This window comes from Alcaligenes sp. NLF5-7, assembly GCF_024266725.1.
Taxonomy (GTDB): Bacteria; Pseudomonadota; Gammaproteobacteria; order Burkholderiales; family Burkholderiaceae_B; genus Alcaligenes; species Alcaligenes phenolicus.
This window is the reverse complement of record NZ_CP100755.1, coordinates 863,492-878,963: the sequence shown is the minus strand read 5'-3', so window position 1 is coordinate 878,963 and position 15,472 is coordinate 863,492. Positions and strand designations below refer to the sequence as shown.

Here is a 15,472-nt window from a genome sequence, read left to right as displayed (position 1 = left end):
CCCCATTGCATGACGAAAACACACACCATGAGACGGGGACGAACCCTGTCCTTGAAAAAGAGAACACCATGAGCGATGAGCATGGGCCAAAACGTGAACCGGTGTCTGTAGACCAGGTTCAGTACAGGCCATATCAAGAAGCAGCTCCCCCAGGTTCCGAGGCCCGGCCCTTGGAGCCGAGTGACCCGCAGCCTGCTGGAGCGGGAGTTATGCCGTCCGGCATCGAGCAGGGGGCGCAAGCGGGTGCTGCAGAGCTTGCACGCCGCCCGACCGTGCGGATTGCCGCTGTGTCAGGGCAACCTTTGGACAAGCGTCACCGCCCATTTCGTGACCTGCGCATTTCCCTGACTGACAAGTGCAATTTCCGCTGTACCTACTGTATGCCGCGGGAAGTCTTTGGCACGGACTACGAGTTCCTGCCTCATTCTTCCCTGCTCAGTTTTGAAGAGATTGAGCGCGTAGCACGGCAGGCCGTTGCTCTGGGCGTGCGCAAGCTGCGCCTGACGGGTGGCGAACCGCTATTGCGTCGAAATATTGAAGTGCTGATTGCCATGTTGGCCAAGCTGCGTACACCGGAAGGTGATGCGGTGGAGCTGACTTTGACCACCAATGGCACCTTGCTGGGTCGCAAGGCTCAGGCCTTGAAAGACGCGGGGCTGAATCGTGTCACCGTCAGCTTGGACGCCTTGGACGATGCCCGTTTTACTCAATTGAGTGATAGCGGCGTGTCAGTCTCCACCGTACTGGATGGCATTGCCAAGGCACAGGCCGTGGGTTTGAGCCCGGTAAAGGTCAATATGGTGGTGCGCAAAGGGCTGAACGATGATCAGATCTTGCCCATGGTGGAGCACTTCAAAGGCTCGGGCCAGATTCTGCGTTTTATTGAATATATGGACGTGGGCACCAGCAATGGCTGGAATCTGCAAGAAGTGCTCAGCGGTGCGGAGATTGTGGAACGTATCCAGTCCCGTTTCGAGTTGGAGTCAGTGGCCGCCCAATACCGTGGCGAAGTCGCCAGCCGCTGGCGTTTCAAGGATGGGACGGGCGAAGTTGGCGTGATCACCAGCGTCACTCAACCCTTCTGTGGAGACTGTTCGCGCATGCGTCTTTCTCCCGAAGGACGCCTGTTTCTGTGCCTGTTTGCTTCCCAGGGTTATGATGTGCGGGCGCAATTGCGCTCGGGTGCGTCCGACGAACAGTTAGCCGCCTATATGCACGGCGTCTGGACGGGACGGCAGGACCGATATTCCGAGATTCGGGGTGAGCAAACCACGAGTCGTGACCGTATCGAAATGAGTTATATCGGCGGATGATAAGCACACAGGACATCAGCGGTATTGTGCTGGCGGGCGGACGAGCCCGCCGTTTTGATTTGTCGGGCCAGATCGATAAAGGCTTGCTGCTCTTGCAGGGCCAGCCTTTGGTGCAGCATCTGGTACGTCGCCTGCGTCCGCAGGTGGGGCCAGTCTTGATCAGTGCCAATCGTAATCCCGAGCAGTATGTTCATTGGGGACGTGTGGTTCCTGACACGGTGGAACTGGAGGGCTATCTGGGCCCCCTGGCCGGTCTGGCCAGCGTGCTGGATCAGATCACGACGCCCTGGGCGTTATCCTGCCCGGTGGACCTGCCTTTTGTTCCCAAGGATCTGGGCCAGCGCTTGATCAAGGCCGTCCAAGATCAGGGCGCGCTTGCCGCCTATGCACGGGCTGAACGTAGCCACCCCTTATGCCTGTTGCTGCGCAGCGATCAGGCGGCGGGCCTGAAAGAATATCTGCTTAGCGGCGAGCGCCGCGTCATGAGTTGGCTGGAAAGCATAGGCGCGGTGGAAGTGGATTTCTGCGATGCGCCTGAACATGCTTTCTTCAATATCAATACTCCGCAGGACCTGGAAACAGCGCAGGGCTGGTAAACCAGCCCTGCTTGCTCGTGCTCAAGCGATTCGCTTAGAAACGGATGTTGAGGCGAGCCTGCACACTGTGGTCCTGGGCGGAGCGAGCCAACTGGCCTTGATACGCCAGTCCGATTGCCGACTGAGGGTTGATCTTGAACTCCAGGCCGGCTTCCAGCATGGCGCTATCTTTGGCAATCGGGGCTCCGACGACGGTGAACGCTGAACCTGCCGAAAAAGCATGGGTCGCGCTGGGTTTGACCGTACCCATGGCGTGCCGCCAGGCCACGGAGCCGTGGGCACTAACTTGGGTGCGACCCAGTTCAAACTCAGTAATGGCACGGGTCCCCAAGGTCATGAATGTCGTGTTGCTGCTTTGACGCTCGGCGTGCAGAGCGGCTGGCCCGCCTGTTTCCGTGAAGCTGTTGCTTTTCTGGTGCACGTAAGCTACTTGAGCAAAGGGCTCAAGCGCCACAGCCTCAGCCTTTATGCGATAGCCCAACTCGGCAAACGCCTGGGCGCTCTGGCTGCTGTAGTCCGCCTTCAGCGTGCTTGACAGCCTAGGTACGGATACCGAGCGGCTTGTGGACAGATCATGCCAGCTGTAGGCCAGACCACCGCGCAGTCCCAGCGCACCCCACTGAGTTCCCCCATACGCACCCAGGTGGTAGTTGTCGCTGCTTGCGCTGGAGGAGCGATCTCGTAGCTTGATGTCGCTACGGCTATAGCCTGCAAGCAGACCCAGACGTGTCGAGTCAGACACATTGGTGTCTACACCCATCAAAAAGCCACTGCTGGAACTGCTTACGTGGGCGGTATTGTCGGTGGCGTCAATGTTGCGCCAGCTACCCATGCCTTGAATCCAGCTGTGTGTCCCGCTGGAATCGGCGGCTGACAACTGCCCCTGATCATTGCGTACAGGGGCGGCTTGTGCCGCAACAGCACGGCTGGCTGAACGCAGGCGCTCATTGACTGCATCACGAATCTGGCGGCTGTCCTCTTGCAATACGGTTTTGCTTGACGCGTGCAATTCGCCCGACAGACTGTCAAAGCTGTCGCGCAGCAACGCGATGTCATTGGGTAGTTGGGCGACAGCATCATAGACAGCATGTCTGTCCTGTATGCCAATGCTTTCTATGGCCTTGGCGCTGGCCTGTTGATTACGTGTCCGTGCAGCGGAGGTCATTGCCTGGTCATTGCGTTCCAGCACCAGGGCGACACGACCGTTCTGGTAGTCGTACGACAGGGAGGGGTTCAGGAAGGCGAAGTCGGAAGTGACGTCACCAAACTCGCCGGACAATCCGCCCTCGGAGGTCAGAATGGTGTAGCTGGAGCGTAAATCGTAGCTGCCGTTGGCGCCAATGTGGGCGACCGAGCCGCCGCTCAGGCTTGTCTTGCCTGTGACTTGAATTCGGTCGGCGGCGGTACTGCCTGGGTCGGCCTCGACGAGCAGACGGGCGCCTGGCTCGATGTTCAAGTTGCCGTCAATGGTCAAGGTGCCGATGGAGTTTCCCGGTGAGAGGACCCCGCCCTGAGTGACGGTGATGTTGCTGCCTGCACCCGAGCCGACCACGCCACTGCCAGCCAGCATGCTGCCGGCCCCAATGGTGGTGGAGCCGCCCAAGTGGCCGTTCAAGACCAACTTGCCTGCTGTAATAGTGGTGGTGCCTTTGAACGCAGAGCTGTCTCCCGTCAGGTTCAGGGTGCCAGCCCCGTCTTTGATCAGGGAGCCTGTCCCGGAAATACCGCCGGCATAGGTGTCGTCGCTGGCTTGGTCGAAAATCAAGGTGCCCTTGTTATCCACGTTGCCGGGAAGGGTGGCGGCCTGAGCAATCAAGCTTCCTTCTTCAATGCGGCTGTTTCGATAGGCATTGGCTTCATTGCTTAAACGCAGCGATCCCGCACCGGATTTGACCAGGTCCGCATGACCGACGATGGCACCCGCCAGGGTCAGTGTTGTGTCTGCGGCGACTTGTACGCGTCCATCGTCCAGCAGGGCGATATCACGAGCAGTACTGAAGGAGTCTGTGGCGACCAGAGTGCCGCCCTGAAAACGTAACTCACCGCTGGCGGCGCCCAGGTTCGCGTCCTGGGACACTTCCAGGCGGCCACCGGCCAAGGTGGTGCCGCCGGTGTAGCTGTTTTGACCGCTCAGCACCAGGGTGCCCGCGCCTGCCTTGTGCAAGCTGTTGCCATTCCAGCCCGTGGTGCTGTTGGGGGTCTGGTCCGTCAAGTCCGTGCCGACGACGAAACGGTTACTGGCATCGCTCAAGGTGAAGGTGCCGTGGGCCAGATTGTTGTTGGCGGTCCAGCTCAGGCCATAGCTGGCCAGTAGTTGAGTCTGGTCAGCGGACTTGTGTGTGTTCAGGTTGAGATAGTCCACCGTGCCATTGAAGCCACCCACCTGATACGAGGCGAAGTCGCCTTGTATGCCGTCCCGTGTGCTTAGCAGTACTTTGTCCAGTTGGCCTGCGTGACTGATGCCACCCAGTGCGAAGGCAACCTGGTCCCCCAGAATCACGCGCTCAGCCTGCAGTGCAGGGCTGTTGGGACCAGCGGCAATGTCTAATACCGTGTTGTCGTGCAAATTGACGGTGCCGTCCACGCGGAGGGTGGCGGGTCCTTGCACGGACAAGGCGCTGTCTGCACCCTCAATATTCAGGTTACCCACCAGGTGGCTGGCGGCTCCGCTTACGCCGTCACCAAACTGCAGCGTGGCGTTCTTGACGCTGGCCGAACCCCCAAGCTTACCCAGGACTGCCAGCGTGCCTTCGGACACCGTGCTGTGGCCGGTATAGCCGCTATTGTTACCCGATAGCGTCAGGGCTCCCGCACCGGTCTTGAGCAGGGAGCCCGCACCCGACAGCTCGCCCTGGAATCGCCCAGCTGAGGCTTGCTCGAATACCAGCGCACTCTGATTGAGTACATTGCCCGACAGGGAGCTGGCATTGCCAATCAGGGTGCCCGCCAGAATTTGTGTATTGCCATAGCGGTTGGCGGTGTTGGATAGGCGCAGAGTACCCGCGCCTTCTTTAATCAGATTGCCGCTCCCGCTGATTTGCCCGCTCAAGCCCAGTACCGTGTTGGCCGCCACATCCAGATGGCCGGCTTGATTCAGTGTGAGCTGGCGTGTGCTGTCAAAAGAGTCCGTCGTGGCTAAGGTGCCGCCCTGGAAGTTCAGTGCACCGGAGCCTAAATTGCTGCCCTGGCTGACGACGACGCGCCCTTCATGCAGGGCGGTACCGCCTACATAGGTATTGGTGCCCGCCAGGATGACCGTCCCTGTGCCGGTTTTTTCCAGTGAGCCGATGCCCGTGATGGCTCCGTTCAGGCTCAGGCTGGTGTTGGCGTTAACGGCGATCGTGCCGGTTTGTTCCAGCTCAATTTGACGAGCGCTGGCGAAAGAGTCAGTCACCGCCAGGGTGCCATTGTTCAGGCTGACTTGTCCCTGGATATCGCCCAAATTAGCGTCTTGGCTGACCTGCACCGTGCCATCAGTGATACTGGTGCCGCCTTGGTAGCTATTTTGCCCACTCAGTACCAGGGTGCCGGCACCGCTCTTGTTCAAGGCACCGGTGCCGCTTAAAGTGCCGCTCAAATTCAGCGCGGTGCTATCGGCAACCTTCCAGCTTGCATCTACCAGGAAGCTGGCCGAGCGAGCCGAGCTAAAGGAGTCGGAGGTGGCCAGTGTGCCGCCCTTGAAGACCAGCTTGCTGCTGCTATCCCCCAGATTGGCATCGCGAGCGACTTGTACCGTACCTTGCTTGAGCACGGTGTCGCCCTGGTAGCTATTGTTGCCGCTCAGCGCCAGTGTGCCATTGCCGTCTTTGATGAGTTCAGCCGTCCCTGATACCGTTCCGTTCAGATCCAGCGTGCTGTCATCGTTGATCTCAAACTGTCCTGCATCCAGCAGGGCGATATCACGAGCAGTACTGAAGGAGTCCGTGGCGACCAGGGTGCCGCCCTGGAAACGTAACTCACTGCTGACTGCACCCAGGTTCGCGTCCTGAGACACTTCCAGGCGACCGTCGGCCAGTGTTGTGCCGCCGGTGTAGCTGTTCTGACCACTCAGCACCAGGGTGCCAGCGCCGGTCTTGAGCAGAGAGCCTGCACCCGACAGTTCGCCCTGGAATTGTCCGGCCGAGGACTGCTCGAATACGAGCGTACCCTGGTTGAGCACATTGCCCGACAGGGAACTGGCATTGCCAATCAGGGTGCCCGCCAGGATTTGTGTGTCGCCATAGCGGTTGGCGGTGTTGGACAGGCGCAGAGTACCCTCGCCTTCTTTAATCAGATTGCCGCTCCCGCTGATTTGCCCGCTCAAGCCCAGTACCGTGTTGGCCGCCACATCCAGATGGCCGGCTTGATTCAGTGTGATCTGGCGTGTGCTGTCAAAAGAGTCCGTCGTGGCTAAGGTGCCGCCCTGGAAGTTCAGTGCACCGGAGCCTAAATTGCTGTCCTGGCTGACGACGACGCGCCCTTCATGCAGGGTGGTACCGCCTTCATAGGTATTGGTGCCCGCCAAGACGACCGTCCCTGTGCCGGTTTTTTCCAGTGAGCCGGTGCCTGTGATGGCTCCGTTCAGGCTCAGGCTGGTGTTGGCGTTAACGGCGATCGTGCCGGTTTGTTCCAGCTCAATCTGACGAGCGCTGGCAAAAGAGTCAGTCACTGCCAAGGTGCCATTGTTCAGGCTGACTTGTCCCTGGAGATCGCCCAAGTTGGCGTCTTGACTGACCTGCACCGTGCCATCAGTGATACTGGTGCCACCTTGGTAGCTATTTTGCCCACTCAGTACCAGGGTGCCGGCACCGCTCTTGTTCAAGGCGCCGATGCCGCTTATGGTGCCGCTCAAGCTCAGCGTGGTGCCATCGGCCACCTGCCAGCTTGCATCTTCCAGGAAGCTGGCCGCGCGAGCCGAGCTAAAGGAGTCGGTGGTGGCCAGTGTGCCGCCCTTGAAGACCAGTGTGCTGCTGCTATCCCCCAGATTGGCGTCGCGAGCGACTTGTACTGTGCCTTGCTTGAGCACGGTGTCGCCCTGGTAGCTATTGTTGCCGCTCAGTGTCAGTGTGCCATTGCCGTCTTTGATGAGTTCAGCCGTCCCTGATACCGTTCCGTTCAGATCCAGTGTGTTGTCCTGGCTGATCTCAAACGTTCCTGCATCCAGCAGGGCGATATCGCGAGCAGTACTGAAGGAGTCCGTGGCGACCAGAGTGCCGCCCTGAAAACGTAACTCACCGCTGGCGGCGCCCAGGTTCGCGTCCTGAGACACTTCCAGGCGACCGTCGGCCAGTGTTGTGCCGCCGGTGTAGCTGTTCTGACCGCTCAGCACCAGGGTGCCCGCGCCTGCCTTGTGCAAGCTGCTGCCATCCCAGCCCGTGGCGCTGTTGCTTGTCTGGTCCTTCAAGTCCGTGCCGACGACGAACCGATTACTGGCATCGGTCAAGGTGAAGGTGCCGTGGGCCAGATTGTTGTTGGCGGTCCAGCTCAGGCCATAGCTGGCCAGTAGTTGAGTCTGGTCAGCGGACTTGTGTGTGTTCAGGTTGAGATAGTCCACCGTGCCATTGAAGCCGCCCACCTGAATGGAGGCGAAGTCGCCTTGTATGCCGTCACGTGTAGTCACCAGCACTTTGTCCAGCTGGCCTTCGTGACTGATGCCACCCAGTGTGAAGGCAACCTGGTCTCCCAGGATCACGCTGTCCGCTACCAGTGCGGGGCTGTTGGGACCAGCGGCAATGTCCAATACCGTGTTGTCGTGCAAATTGACGGTGCCGTCCACGTGGAGGGTAGCGGGTCCTTGCACGGACAAGGTGCTGTCTGCCCCTTCGATATTCAGGTCACCCACCAGGTGGCTGGCGGCTCCGTTTACGCCGTTACCAAACTGCAGGGTGCCGTTCTTGACGCTGGCCGAGCCACCGAGCTGCCCCAGTACGGTCAGCGTGCCCTCGGACACCGTGCTGTGGCCGGTATAGCCGCTATTGTTACCTGATAGCGTCAGGGCTCCCGCGCCGGTCTTGAGCAGAGAGCCAGCCCCCGACAGTTCGCCCTGGAATTGTCCGGCCGAGGCTTGCTCGAATACGAGCGTACCCTGGTTGAGCACATTGCCCGACAGGGAACTGGCATTGCCAATCAGGGTGCCCGCCAGAATCTGTGTGTCGCCATAGCGGTTGGCGGTGTTGGACAGGCGCAGGGTACCTGCGCCTTCTTTAATCAGATCGCCGCTCCCGCCGATTTGGCCGCTCAGGCCCAGTTCGGTGTTGTCCGCCACATCCAGATGAGCGGTTTGGCTCAGGGTGATCTGGCGGCTCATGCCAAAAGAGTCCGTCGTGGCTAAGGTGCCGCCCTGGAAGTCCAGTGCGCCCGAGCCTAAATTGCTGTCCTGGCTGACGACGACGCGCCCTTCATGCAGGGCGGTACCGCCTACATAGGTATTGGTGCCGGCCAAGATCATCGTTCCTGTGCCGGTTTTTTCCAGTGAGCCAGTGCCCGTGATGGCTCCGTTCAGGCTCAGGCTGGTGTTGGCGTTAACGGCGATCGTGCCGGTTTGTTCCAGCTCAATCTGACGGGTGCTGGCAAAAGAGTCAGTCACCGCCAAGGTGCCATTGTTCAGGCTGACTTGTCCCTGGAGAGCGCCCAAATTAGCGTCTTGGCTGACCTGCACCGTGCCATCAGTGACGTGGGTGCCACCTTGGTAGCTATTTTGCCCACTCAGTACCAGGGTGCCGGCACCGCTCTTGTTCAAGGCACCGGTGCCGCTTAAGGTGCCGCTCAAGCTCAGCGTGGTGCCATCGGCTACCTTCCAGCTTGCATCTTCCAGGAAGCTGGCCGCGCGAGCCGAGCTAAAGGAGTCGGTGGTGGCCAGCGTGCCACCCTTGAAGACCAGCTTGCTGTTGCTATCCCCCAGGTTGGCGTCGCGAGCGACTTGTACTGTGCCTTGCTTGAGCACGGTGTCGCCTTGGTAGTTATTGTTACCGCTCAGCGCCAGTGTTCCAATGCCGTCTTTGATGAGCTCAGCCGCCCCTGATACCGTTCCGTTCAGATCCAGCGAGTTGTCCTGGCTGATCTCAAACTTTCCAGCATCCAGCAGGACGATATCGCGAGCAGTACTGAAGGAGTCTGCGGCGACCAGGGTGCCGCCCTGAAAACGTAACTCACCGCTGGCGGCGCCCAGGTTCGCGTCCTGGGACACTTCCAGGCGACCGTCGGCCAGTGTTGTGCCGCCTTCATAGTGGTTGGCGGTGTTGGACAGTCGCAGAGTGCCCGCGCCTTCTTTAACCGGCTTGCCGCTACCACTGATTTTTCCGTTCAGCCCCAGTACGGTGTTGTCTGCCACATCCAGATGAGCGGTTTGGCTCAGGGTGATCTGGCGGTTCATGTCAAAAGAGGCTGTGCTGGCGAGTTCGCCGCCCTGAAAGCTCAGTGCGCCGGAGCCTAAATTGCTGTCCTGGCTGACGACTAGTCGTCCTTCATGCAAGGTGGTGCCGCCTTGATAGCTATTATCGCCACTCAACACCATCGTACCGCCGCCCTTTTGATGGAGCGCACCCGTGCCCTCAATGGAGCCCGTCAGAGCCAGGGTGGCACCCGAGCTGATCGTAATGGTCTCTTGTTGGTCCAGCTCTATTTGGCGGGCGCTCGTAAAGGAGTTCGTGGCGTGCAAAGTCCCACCATGCAAGCGGATGCTGCCGCTGGCATCCCCTAGATTGGCGTCTTGCGCCACTTCCAGGGTGCCCTCATGAATGGCTGTGCCGCCCAGGTACTGGTTTTGACCGCTCAGACGTAGCGTGCCATTGCCTGTTTTCAGCAAGGCGCCTGTGCCGCTGAGTGTGCCACTCAAGTGCAGTTGTGACTGATCGGCTATGTTCCACTGTGCATCTTGCTTGAACTCGGCTGCGCGAGCCGAGTTAAAAGAGGCGCTTGTGGCCAGTACGCCGCCGTTAAAGAGCAGCCCCCCTTGGCCGTCTCCCAGGTTAGCGTCGCGATCAATGCTCACGGTGCCTTCCAACAGGTTCAGACCGCCGCTAAAGCTGTTGTCACCGCTTAGGGTCAGTGTGCCCGAGCCTAGCTTGGACAAGCTGCCCGAGCCGGCGAGTACGCCGTTCAGCCCCAGGTTTTTGTCGGCACGCACCTCGATTTGCCCTGTTTGCGCCAGCTGTACATCGCGTGAGCTATCAAACGTCTGTGTTGCGACCAGCGTGCCCCCGTTCAGCTTGAGTCCGCCTGTGGCATTCCCCAAGGCGGCATCGCGGGCGACATGCAGTTGCCCGCCTTGCAATTCAGTGCCGCCGCTATAGCTGTTCGCCGCGTTCAACTCCAGGATGCCTGCACCTTGCAGGATCAGGGCTCCGGTGCCCGAGACGATTTGGTTCAGGTGCAGAGTACCGCCAGAAGCAATATTGAACTGGCTGTCCTGATCCAATTGGACCAAGCGTCCCAGGTGGAGATCTTGTTGGGTGGCCAAGGTGCCGCCATCCATGATCAATTTGGACGTGGCACTGCCCAGGTTGTTGTTGTGTTTGATGCTCAGCGTGCCTTCGGAAACCCTTGTGTCGCCGCTGTAAAGATTGACTGCATTCAGCTCCAGGGTGCCTGTGCCTTGTTTGTGCACCGAGCCCGAGCCGGAAATGACCTGGTCAAAGCGGCCATTGGCGACTTGATCAAAGACCAGCTTGCCCAGGTTGGAGACTTGGCCAGAAATGGAGCTGGTGTTGCCGATCAGTGTGCCCGCTCGAATATAAGTATTACCGTAGGCGTTGGCGTTACCGCTCAAGCGCAGCGTGCCATCACCCGCTTTGATCAGATCGCCAGGCCCGGAGAGGGTGCCTTGCAAGTTGACACTTGTGTTTGTGGCCGTGTCTATTCTTCCTGCATTCGCAAGGGTGATGCTCCGCATGCTGTTAAACGAGCCAGTCGTCTTCAGCGAACCCCCTTGGAAAGTGAGGGTTGTGCTGCTGTCTCCCAGGTTGCCATCGTTTTGAACCTGCACCGTGCCAGCGTTCAGGATCGTGCCGCCCTCATAACTGTTTTGAGCGTTCAGCACGAGGATGCCATTTCCGCTTTTAGTCAGCGCCCCTGTACCGGATATGGTGTTGTTCAGGCCCAGTGTTGTGTTGGAGGCAACGTTGAATTCGCCAGCCTGATTGAGTGTGACCTTTCGGTTGCTGTCAAAAGAGGCCGTCGTGGCCAAGGTGGCTTGATTGAAAGACAGTGAGCCACTGGCTGCACCCAGATTTTCGTCGCGCTCGACCTCCAGGGTCCCGCCTGTCAGCACGGTGCCGCCGGTATACGTATTGATACCAGCGAGAACCAGGGTTCCTGGCCCGGCTTTGGTCAAGCTGCGGCCGTCCCAGTTCGTGGCGCTGTTGCCAGACTGGTCTTTCAGGTTTGTGGAAACCGTAAATTTGTCTGAAGCTTTGGCCAGGGTGAACGTGCCATGTGCCACCGTAGTGTTGGCATTCCAGCTAAGGATAGAGGCGGCCAGCAAGCGAGCGCTATCGTCGGACTTGGTAACTTGTACTGTCTTGTAATCCACCTTGTCGGGGGAGGTATCCACCACATTGATGGTTGAAAACTCGCCGTTAATGCCATCACTGGTCTGGATGAGAGTGCGCACGCTCTCGCCCACATTGGCGACATTGTTCAGCTCAAGTGTGACGCCTTGCCCGATCTTGAGCTGTTTGGCAGAGAGGGATTGGCCCGACTGCGCGACACCCAGGTCCAGGATGGTATTGCTCGCCAGCTCAAGGGTCTGATCAACGCTTAGCTGGGCCGATGAGTCTATCGCCAGAGTACTTCCTGAGCCCTGAACGCTCACACTGTTGACGAGGTTATGAAGGCCCGCTGTTTTATCTCCAAACTGCAAGGTGCCGCCGTTTACCTGCATATCACCGCTTAGCGTGCCTCTGATAAGCAGCGTGCCGCCTGAGACGGTGGTCTTGCCCTTGTAGTGCTGGCTGTCAGCCGTCAGGATGGTAACGCCGGCGAGTTGATTGATGTCATGCTGTCCCGAGCCGGGCAGGCTCACCAGTGGGCTTGCAAACAGATGGGTATCGGAAGTGTTGAAGTTGACGGTCCCCTTGCCCGATCCGAATTCAACACTGCCAGCCTCCAGGTAACCGGCGGCAACGGGCTCCGCTCCGGGAGCGGCACCGATAGTGAGCGTGCCCTGGCCTGTGGACTGGGCGCCCAGGATCATCTTGCTACCGTAAGTTTTCAGGCCGCCTGACTGCATCAGGTTGACTGCTCCCGTTCCAGCGTTGCCCACGGTTAGTACGGTGGGCTGGTGGGGGGCGGGTGGTTGTAAGTGGTAGGAGGAGTTGAGCCCCGAGACGCTGATAGTGCCAATGCCGCTGATCTCATGGCCCAGGATGACGCTGCGACTCTCGTGGTAAGCGGTACCATAATTGACGGTTTCGATGCGTTGAGCACCCGTGCCAGTTTTGCCCACAAAGAGGTTTTGACGGTCCCACAAGATCTCTCCCGTGTGGAAGCTATCGGCATGTGCCTGACCTGACAGGGCCATGGCAAGCAGGGCTGCCCTGAGCGTATGGTGCAGCCATGTTGCTTGACGCTCCTGGATGGGCAGCCTTGTACCTGAGGATGTTGCTGATACCGTGCTTGATTGGCCCCGGCCTTTCCCATGCCCTTTAGCCAATTCACTGACGACCTGCCAAAGTCCGAGACGGCGATTAAAGATAAGGCGATAGGTGTGATTCATTGGCTGCTACCGGGGTGAGACATTGATAAGAAGGGATAGTCAGTGACAGCCAGAGTGAATGGCTGACCGACAGGCAGTCGGCCAGTATAGGTAAGAGTCGTTGAACGCTCAGAGGGGCAATGACAGGTAATTAAACGTGACGATGTCGCAGCAAAAAATGAAGCTGCCGGGCAGGCGGGCAAGAGCCTGGAACTGTTTGTTCAAGCAAAAAAAACCGCCCTGATCAGGGCGGTTCCTTATGGCAAGGCCAAAGCTTGGATCAGTGTCTGAACTTATGCCTGCCACTGGCTGTATTCATACAGACGCACAACGTCGCCGGGGGCAGTGTGGGTATCGGCAGGGAGGCGGGCCAGCGCCTGTGCCCAAGGCAAGGAGCTGATCACGCCTGAACCCTGATTATCGAAGGGGCGCACCAGCAGGCGGCCCTGCTCGTCGTTATCTACCTGAACACGAATGAACTCTTCGCGGTCACCTTCAAAGTGACGCTCGCCCTGCAGGATGCCGTAGCGTGTGGTGGGCAGGACTTGCTGGCGACCTTGCAGACGACGAATCAGGGGAGAGACCATCAAGGAGAACACGGCGTAGGACGACACCGGATTGCCGGGCAGGCACACCAGTGGTTTCTGATCAATGTAGGCCAGCGCCAGCGGCTTGCCGGGTTTCATGCGCACTTTCCACAGATCCAGCTGGCCGCCTATGCCTTCGATGGCGGGTTTCACAAAGTCTTTTTCACCGACCGAGACACCGCCAACGGTCAGCACCAGATCGCAGCGTTGCAGCAGCTCTTTCAGGGCGTCCTGAATGGCTTTCAGCGTGTCCTTGGCATGAACCGCGTGGACTGTTTCAACCCCTAGCGCTTGCAGTTGTGCACGCAGCATGGGAGCGTTGGAGTTGTAGATCTGGCCGGCTTTCAAAGGCTGGCCGGCAGGGGTCAGCTCGTCGCCGGTGGTCAGAATACCGACGGTCAGCAGCGGGTAGACCTGCAGCTGAGCGTGGCCTTGCGCAGCCAGTTGGGCAATATGGGCCGCCGTCAGCTTGGTGCCTGTGGTGATCAGCACTTCACCAATGCGCATGTCCTCGCCTCGGCGGCGGATGTTCACACCAGCCTCGGGCATTTCCAGAATGCGCACACCTGCTTCGTCTTCCTGGCAGTTTTCCTGAATAACCACGGTATCCGCCCCGGGTGGCAACATGCTGCCGGTAAAGATACGGATCGCCATGTTCTCTTTCAGCGTTTCAGGAATATCGCCGGCATAGCAGCGCTGCTGAATGGGCAGTACCTTGCCGTCGGCAATGTCAGCCAGGCGCAGAGCATAGCCGTCCATGGCGCTATTGTCGGCGGGCGGCATGTCCAATTGCGCTTGAATATCCTGGGCCAGAATGCGTCCCAAAGCTTGCGACAAGTCGCAGGTTTCGGTTTGGGTGGGGACTTGCCCTGCCTGGGCCAGTCGCTGCTGAGCTACGTCAAATTCGATCATAGGTTTGGGGAAACTCGATAAAACTGGGTTCTGGTTTGGAGCGAGTGATGGCCGTGTGGTCGTCACCGTGCGTGCAAGCTGCTCTGTACCGTTGCATGTGGGGTCAAGCCTGGGCTGAAGGGGCGGGTGGCTCCAGATATTCCGAGGCAAAATTGCAGGGCCGATGTCGGCTGTCCAGCTGCTCTTTCAGGATCTTTTCCCAGGCCAGCTTGCAGGCGCCGCCCGAACCGGGAATGCAGAACAGCAAGGTACGGTTGGCCGTTCCTGCCAGCGCATCGGACTGCAGCGCCGAGGAGCCAATGTCCTGATAGGACAAGTAGCGGAATTGTTCTCCAAAGCCGGTAATGACCTGATCCAGCAAGGGGGTGACGGCCGCAATCGTGGATTTCTTGTGGCTGAAGCCGGTGCCGCCATTGCAGATGATGACGTGAATGTCAGGATCCACAATCCATTGGCTCAAGAGCGCACGGATAGCGTAAATATTGTCCTTGCTGATGGCGCGCTGCACACAGTAATGGCCGCTGTCAGTCAGGCTGGCCGCCAGATAATCGCCGGAGGTGTCATCATCCGGGCCACGGCGGTCCGAAATGGTCAGCACAGCAGCGTTCAGGCGAACAGCGGGTAAATCGGTCTTGGCTTTAGACATGCTTGTCGGTGTCCGAAGAGGTATTCCAGGAATCGGTTTTCTGGGCGTCGCTGTCGCGCTGCTGTACCCAGAAACGCTTGCCGTCAGCCAGGGTTTCGCGCTTCCAGAAAGGGGCGCGGGTTTTCAGCACGTCCATGATGAATTCGCAGGCGCGAAAAGCGTCGCCACGGTGGGCACTGGTGACGCCAACATACACAATCTGCTCGGTCAGGTGCAACTCGCCCACGCGGTGTACGACCAGCGTATCCAGTATGGGCCAGCGTTGACGGGCCTGGTCGCAAACCGCTTCAATCTCGCGCTCGCACATGCCCGGGTAGTGTTCCAGGAACAGGGATTCGGTGGCGGTGCCATCGGCCTGATCGCGCACATAGCCGGTAAATGTCACCATGGCACCGGCCTTGCCGCCAGCCGTGGCGCGCAGCTCCGCGTTCAGGGCCGCGACATCAAAGTCTTCAGTCTGGATGCGAACCATCTCAACCTCCGGTGACGGGCTCGAACACAGCCACTTCATCGCCGGGGCGGACAGGGTCGGTAGGCTTGGCGTGAAACTGGTTGACGGCCACATGCAGGCGGCCGGCCATATCGCTTAAATTCGGGTGGCGTTGCAGCAGGGCCTCGGTCCATTGCTGAACGGTGCCTTCCTGGGGCCATTCCCAGTTTTCCTGGCGCTGGCCTGTGCGTTCGGCCACTTGGGCGAAGTACAGGACGCGCAATGTCAAAGGGCTTGTCATGCTATCTCCGTGAAA

The 15,472-nt window shown here is 59.2% G+C and carries 7 protein-coding genes and 1 pseudogene; 2 read left to right on the top strand and 6 right to left on the bottom strand.

Translation table 11 applies throughout. The features are described from left to right. Positions 1 to 68: 68 nt before the first annotated feature. On the top strand, positions 69 to 1,313 hold the full coding sequence (gene moaA, locus MID00_RS04090) for a GTP 3',8-cyclase MoaA (protein WP_254499740.1): 1,245 nt from the start codon (positions 69 to 71) through the stop codon (positions 1,311 to 1,313). Then, entirely contained in the window at positions 1,310 to 1,909 is a 600-nt protein-coding gene (mobA, locus tag MID00_RS04085) for a molybdenum cofactor guanylyltransferase MobA (RefSeq protein ID WP_254499739.1), read from the top strand. Before moaA ends, mobA begins: the two co-directional genes overlap by 4 nt. Before the next feature lie 34 nt (positions 1,910 to 1,943). Here the strand turns inward: mobA and MID00_RS04080 are convergent, their stop codons facing one another. The 6 genes and pseudogenes from MID00_RS04080 to moaD form a co-directional block, all read right to left on the bottom strand. Beyond that, positions 1,944 to 12,407: an autotransporter-associated beta strand repeat-containing protein gene (locus tag MID00_RS04080; protein ID WP_254499738.1), complete on the bottom strand. Its 10,464-nt coding sequence runs from the start codon at positions 12,405 to 12,407 to the stop codon at positions 1,944 to 1,946. Positions 12,408 to 12,533: 126 nt separating this feature from the next. Then, positions 12,534 to 12,602, bottom strand: a pseudogene (locus MID00_RS20655) (ESPR domain-containing protein); the annotation flags it as partial. A gap of 272 nt (positions 12,603 to 12,874) precedes the next feature. Then, positions 12,875 to 14,080, bottom strand: a complete 1,206-nt coding sequence (gene glp, locus MID00_RS04075; protein ID WP_254499737.1) for a gephyrin-like molybdotransferase Glp — start codon at positions 14,078 to 14,080, stop codon at positions 12,875 to 12,877. 103 nt (positions 14,081 to 14,183) lie between these two features. Beyond that, the gene (moaB, locus tag MID00_RS04070) at positions 14,184 to 14,726 is read right to left on the bottom strand and encodes a molybdenum cofactor biosynthesis protein B (protein WP_254499736.1); all 543 of its coding nucleotides are present in this window, start codon (positions 14,724 to 14,726) and stop codon (positions 14,184 to 14,186) included. Next, entirely contained in the window at positions 14,719 to 15,198 is a 480-nt protein-coding gene (locus MID00_RS04065) for a molybdenum cofactor biosynthesis protein MoaE (protein WP_254499735.1), read from the bottom strand. The genes moaB and MID00_RS04065 overlap by 8 nt, the downstream gene beginning before the upstream one ends. Before the next feature lies 1 nt (position 15,199). Further along, positions 15,200 to 15,457 (bottom strand): molybdopterin converting factor subunit 1, encoded by a 258-nt coding sequence (gene moaD / locus MID00_RS04060; protein WP_009463873.1) that lies wholly within the window; start codon positions 15,455 to 15,457, stop codon positions 15,200 to 15,202. Between the last annotated feature and the right edge of the window lie 15 nt (positions 15,458 to 15,472).

Excerpts from the sequence above, each read along its gene's own strand:
- mobA (WP_254499739.1), top strand. The coding sequence starts at position 1,310 with ATGATAAGCACACAGGACATCAGCGGTATTGTGCTGGCGGGCGGACGA.
- moaB (WP_254499736.1), bottom strand. The coding sequence starts at position 14,726 with ATGTCTAAAGCCAAGACCGATTTACCCGCTGTTCGCCTGAACGCTGCT.
- moaA (WP_254499740.1), top strand. The coding sequence starts at position 69 with ATGAGCGATGAGCATGGGCCAAAACGTGAACCGGTGTCTGTAGACCAG.
- glp (WP_254499737.1), bottom strand. The coding sequence starts at position 14,080 with ATGATCGAATTTGACGTAGCTCAGCAGCGACTGGCCCAGGCAGGGCAA.
- moaD (WP_009463873.1), bottom strand. The coding sequence starts at position 15,457 with ATGACAAGCCCTTTGACATTGCGCGTCCTGTACTTCGCCCAAGTGGCC.
- MID00_RS04065 (WP_254499735.1), bottom strand. The coding sequence starts at position 15,198 with ATGGTTCGCATCCAGACTGAAGACTTTGATGTCGCGGCCCTGAACGCG.
- MID00_RS04080 (WP_254499738.1), bottom strand. The coding sequence starts at position 12,407 with ATGGCCCTGTCAGGTCAGGCACATGCCGATAGCTTCCACACGGGAGAG.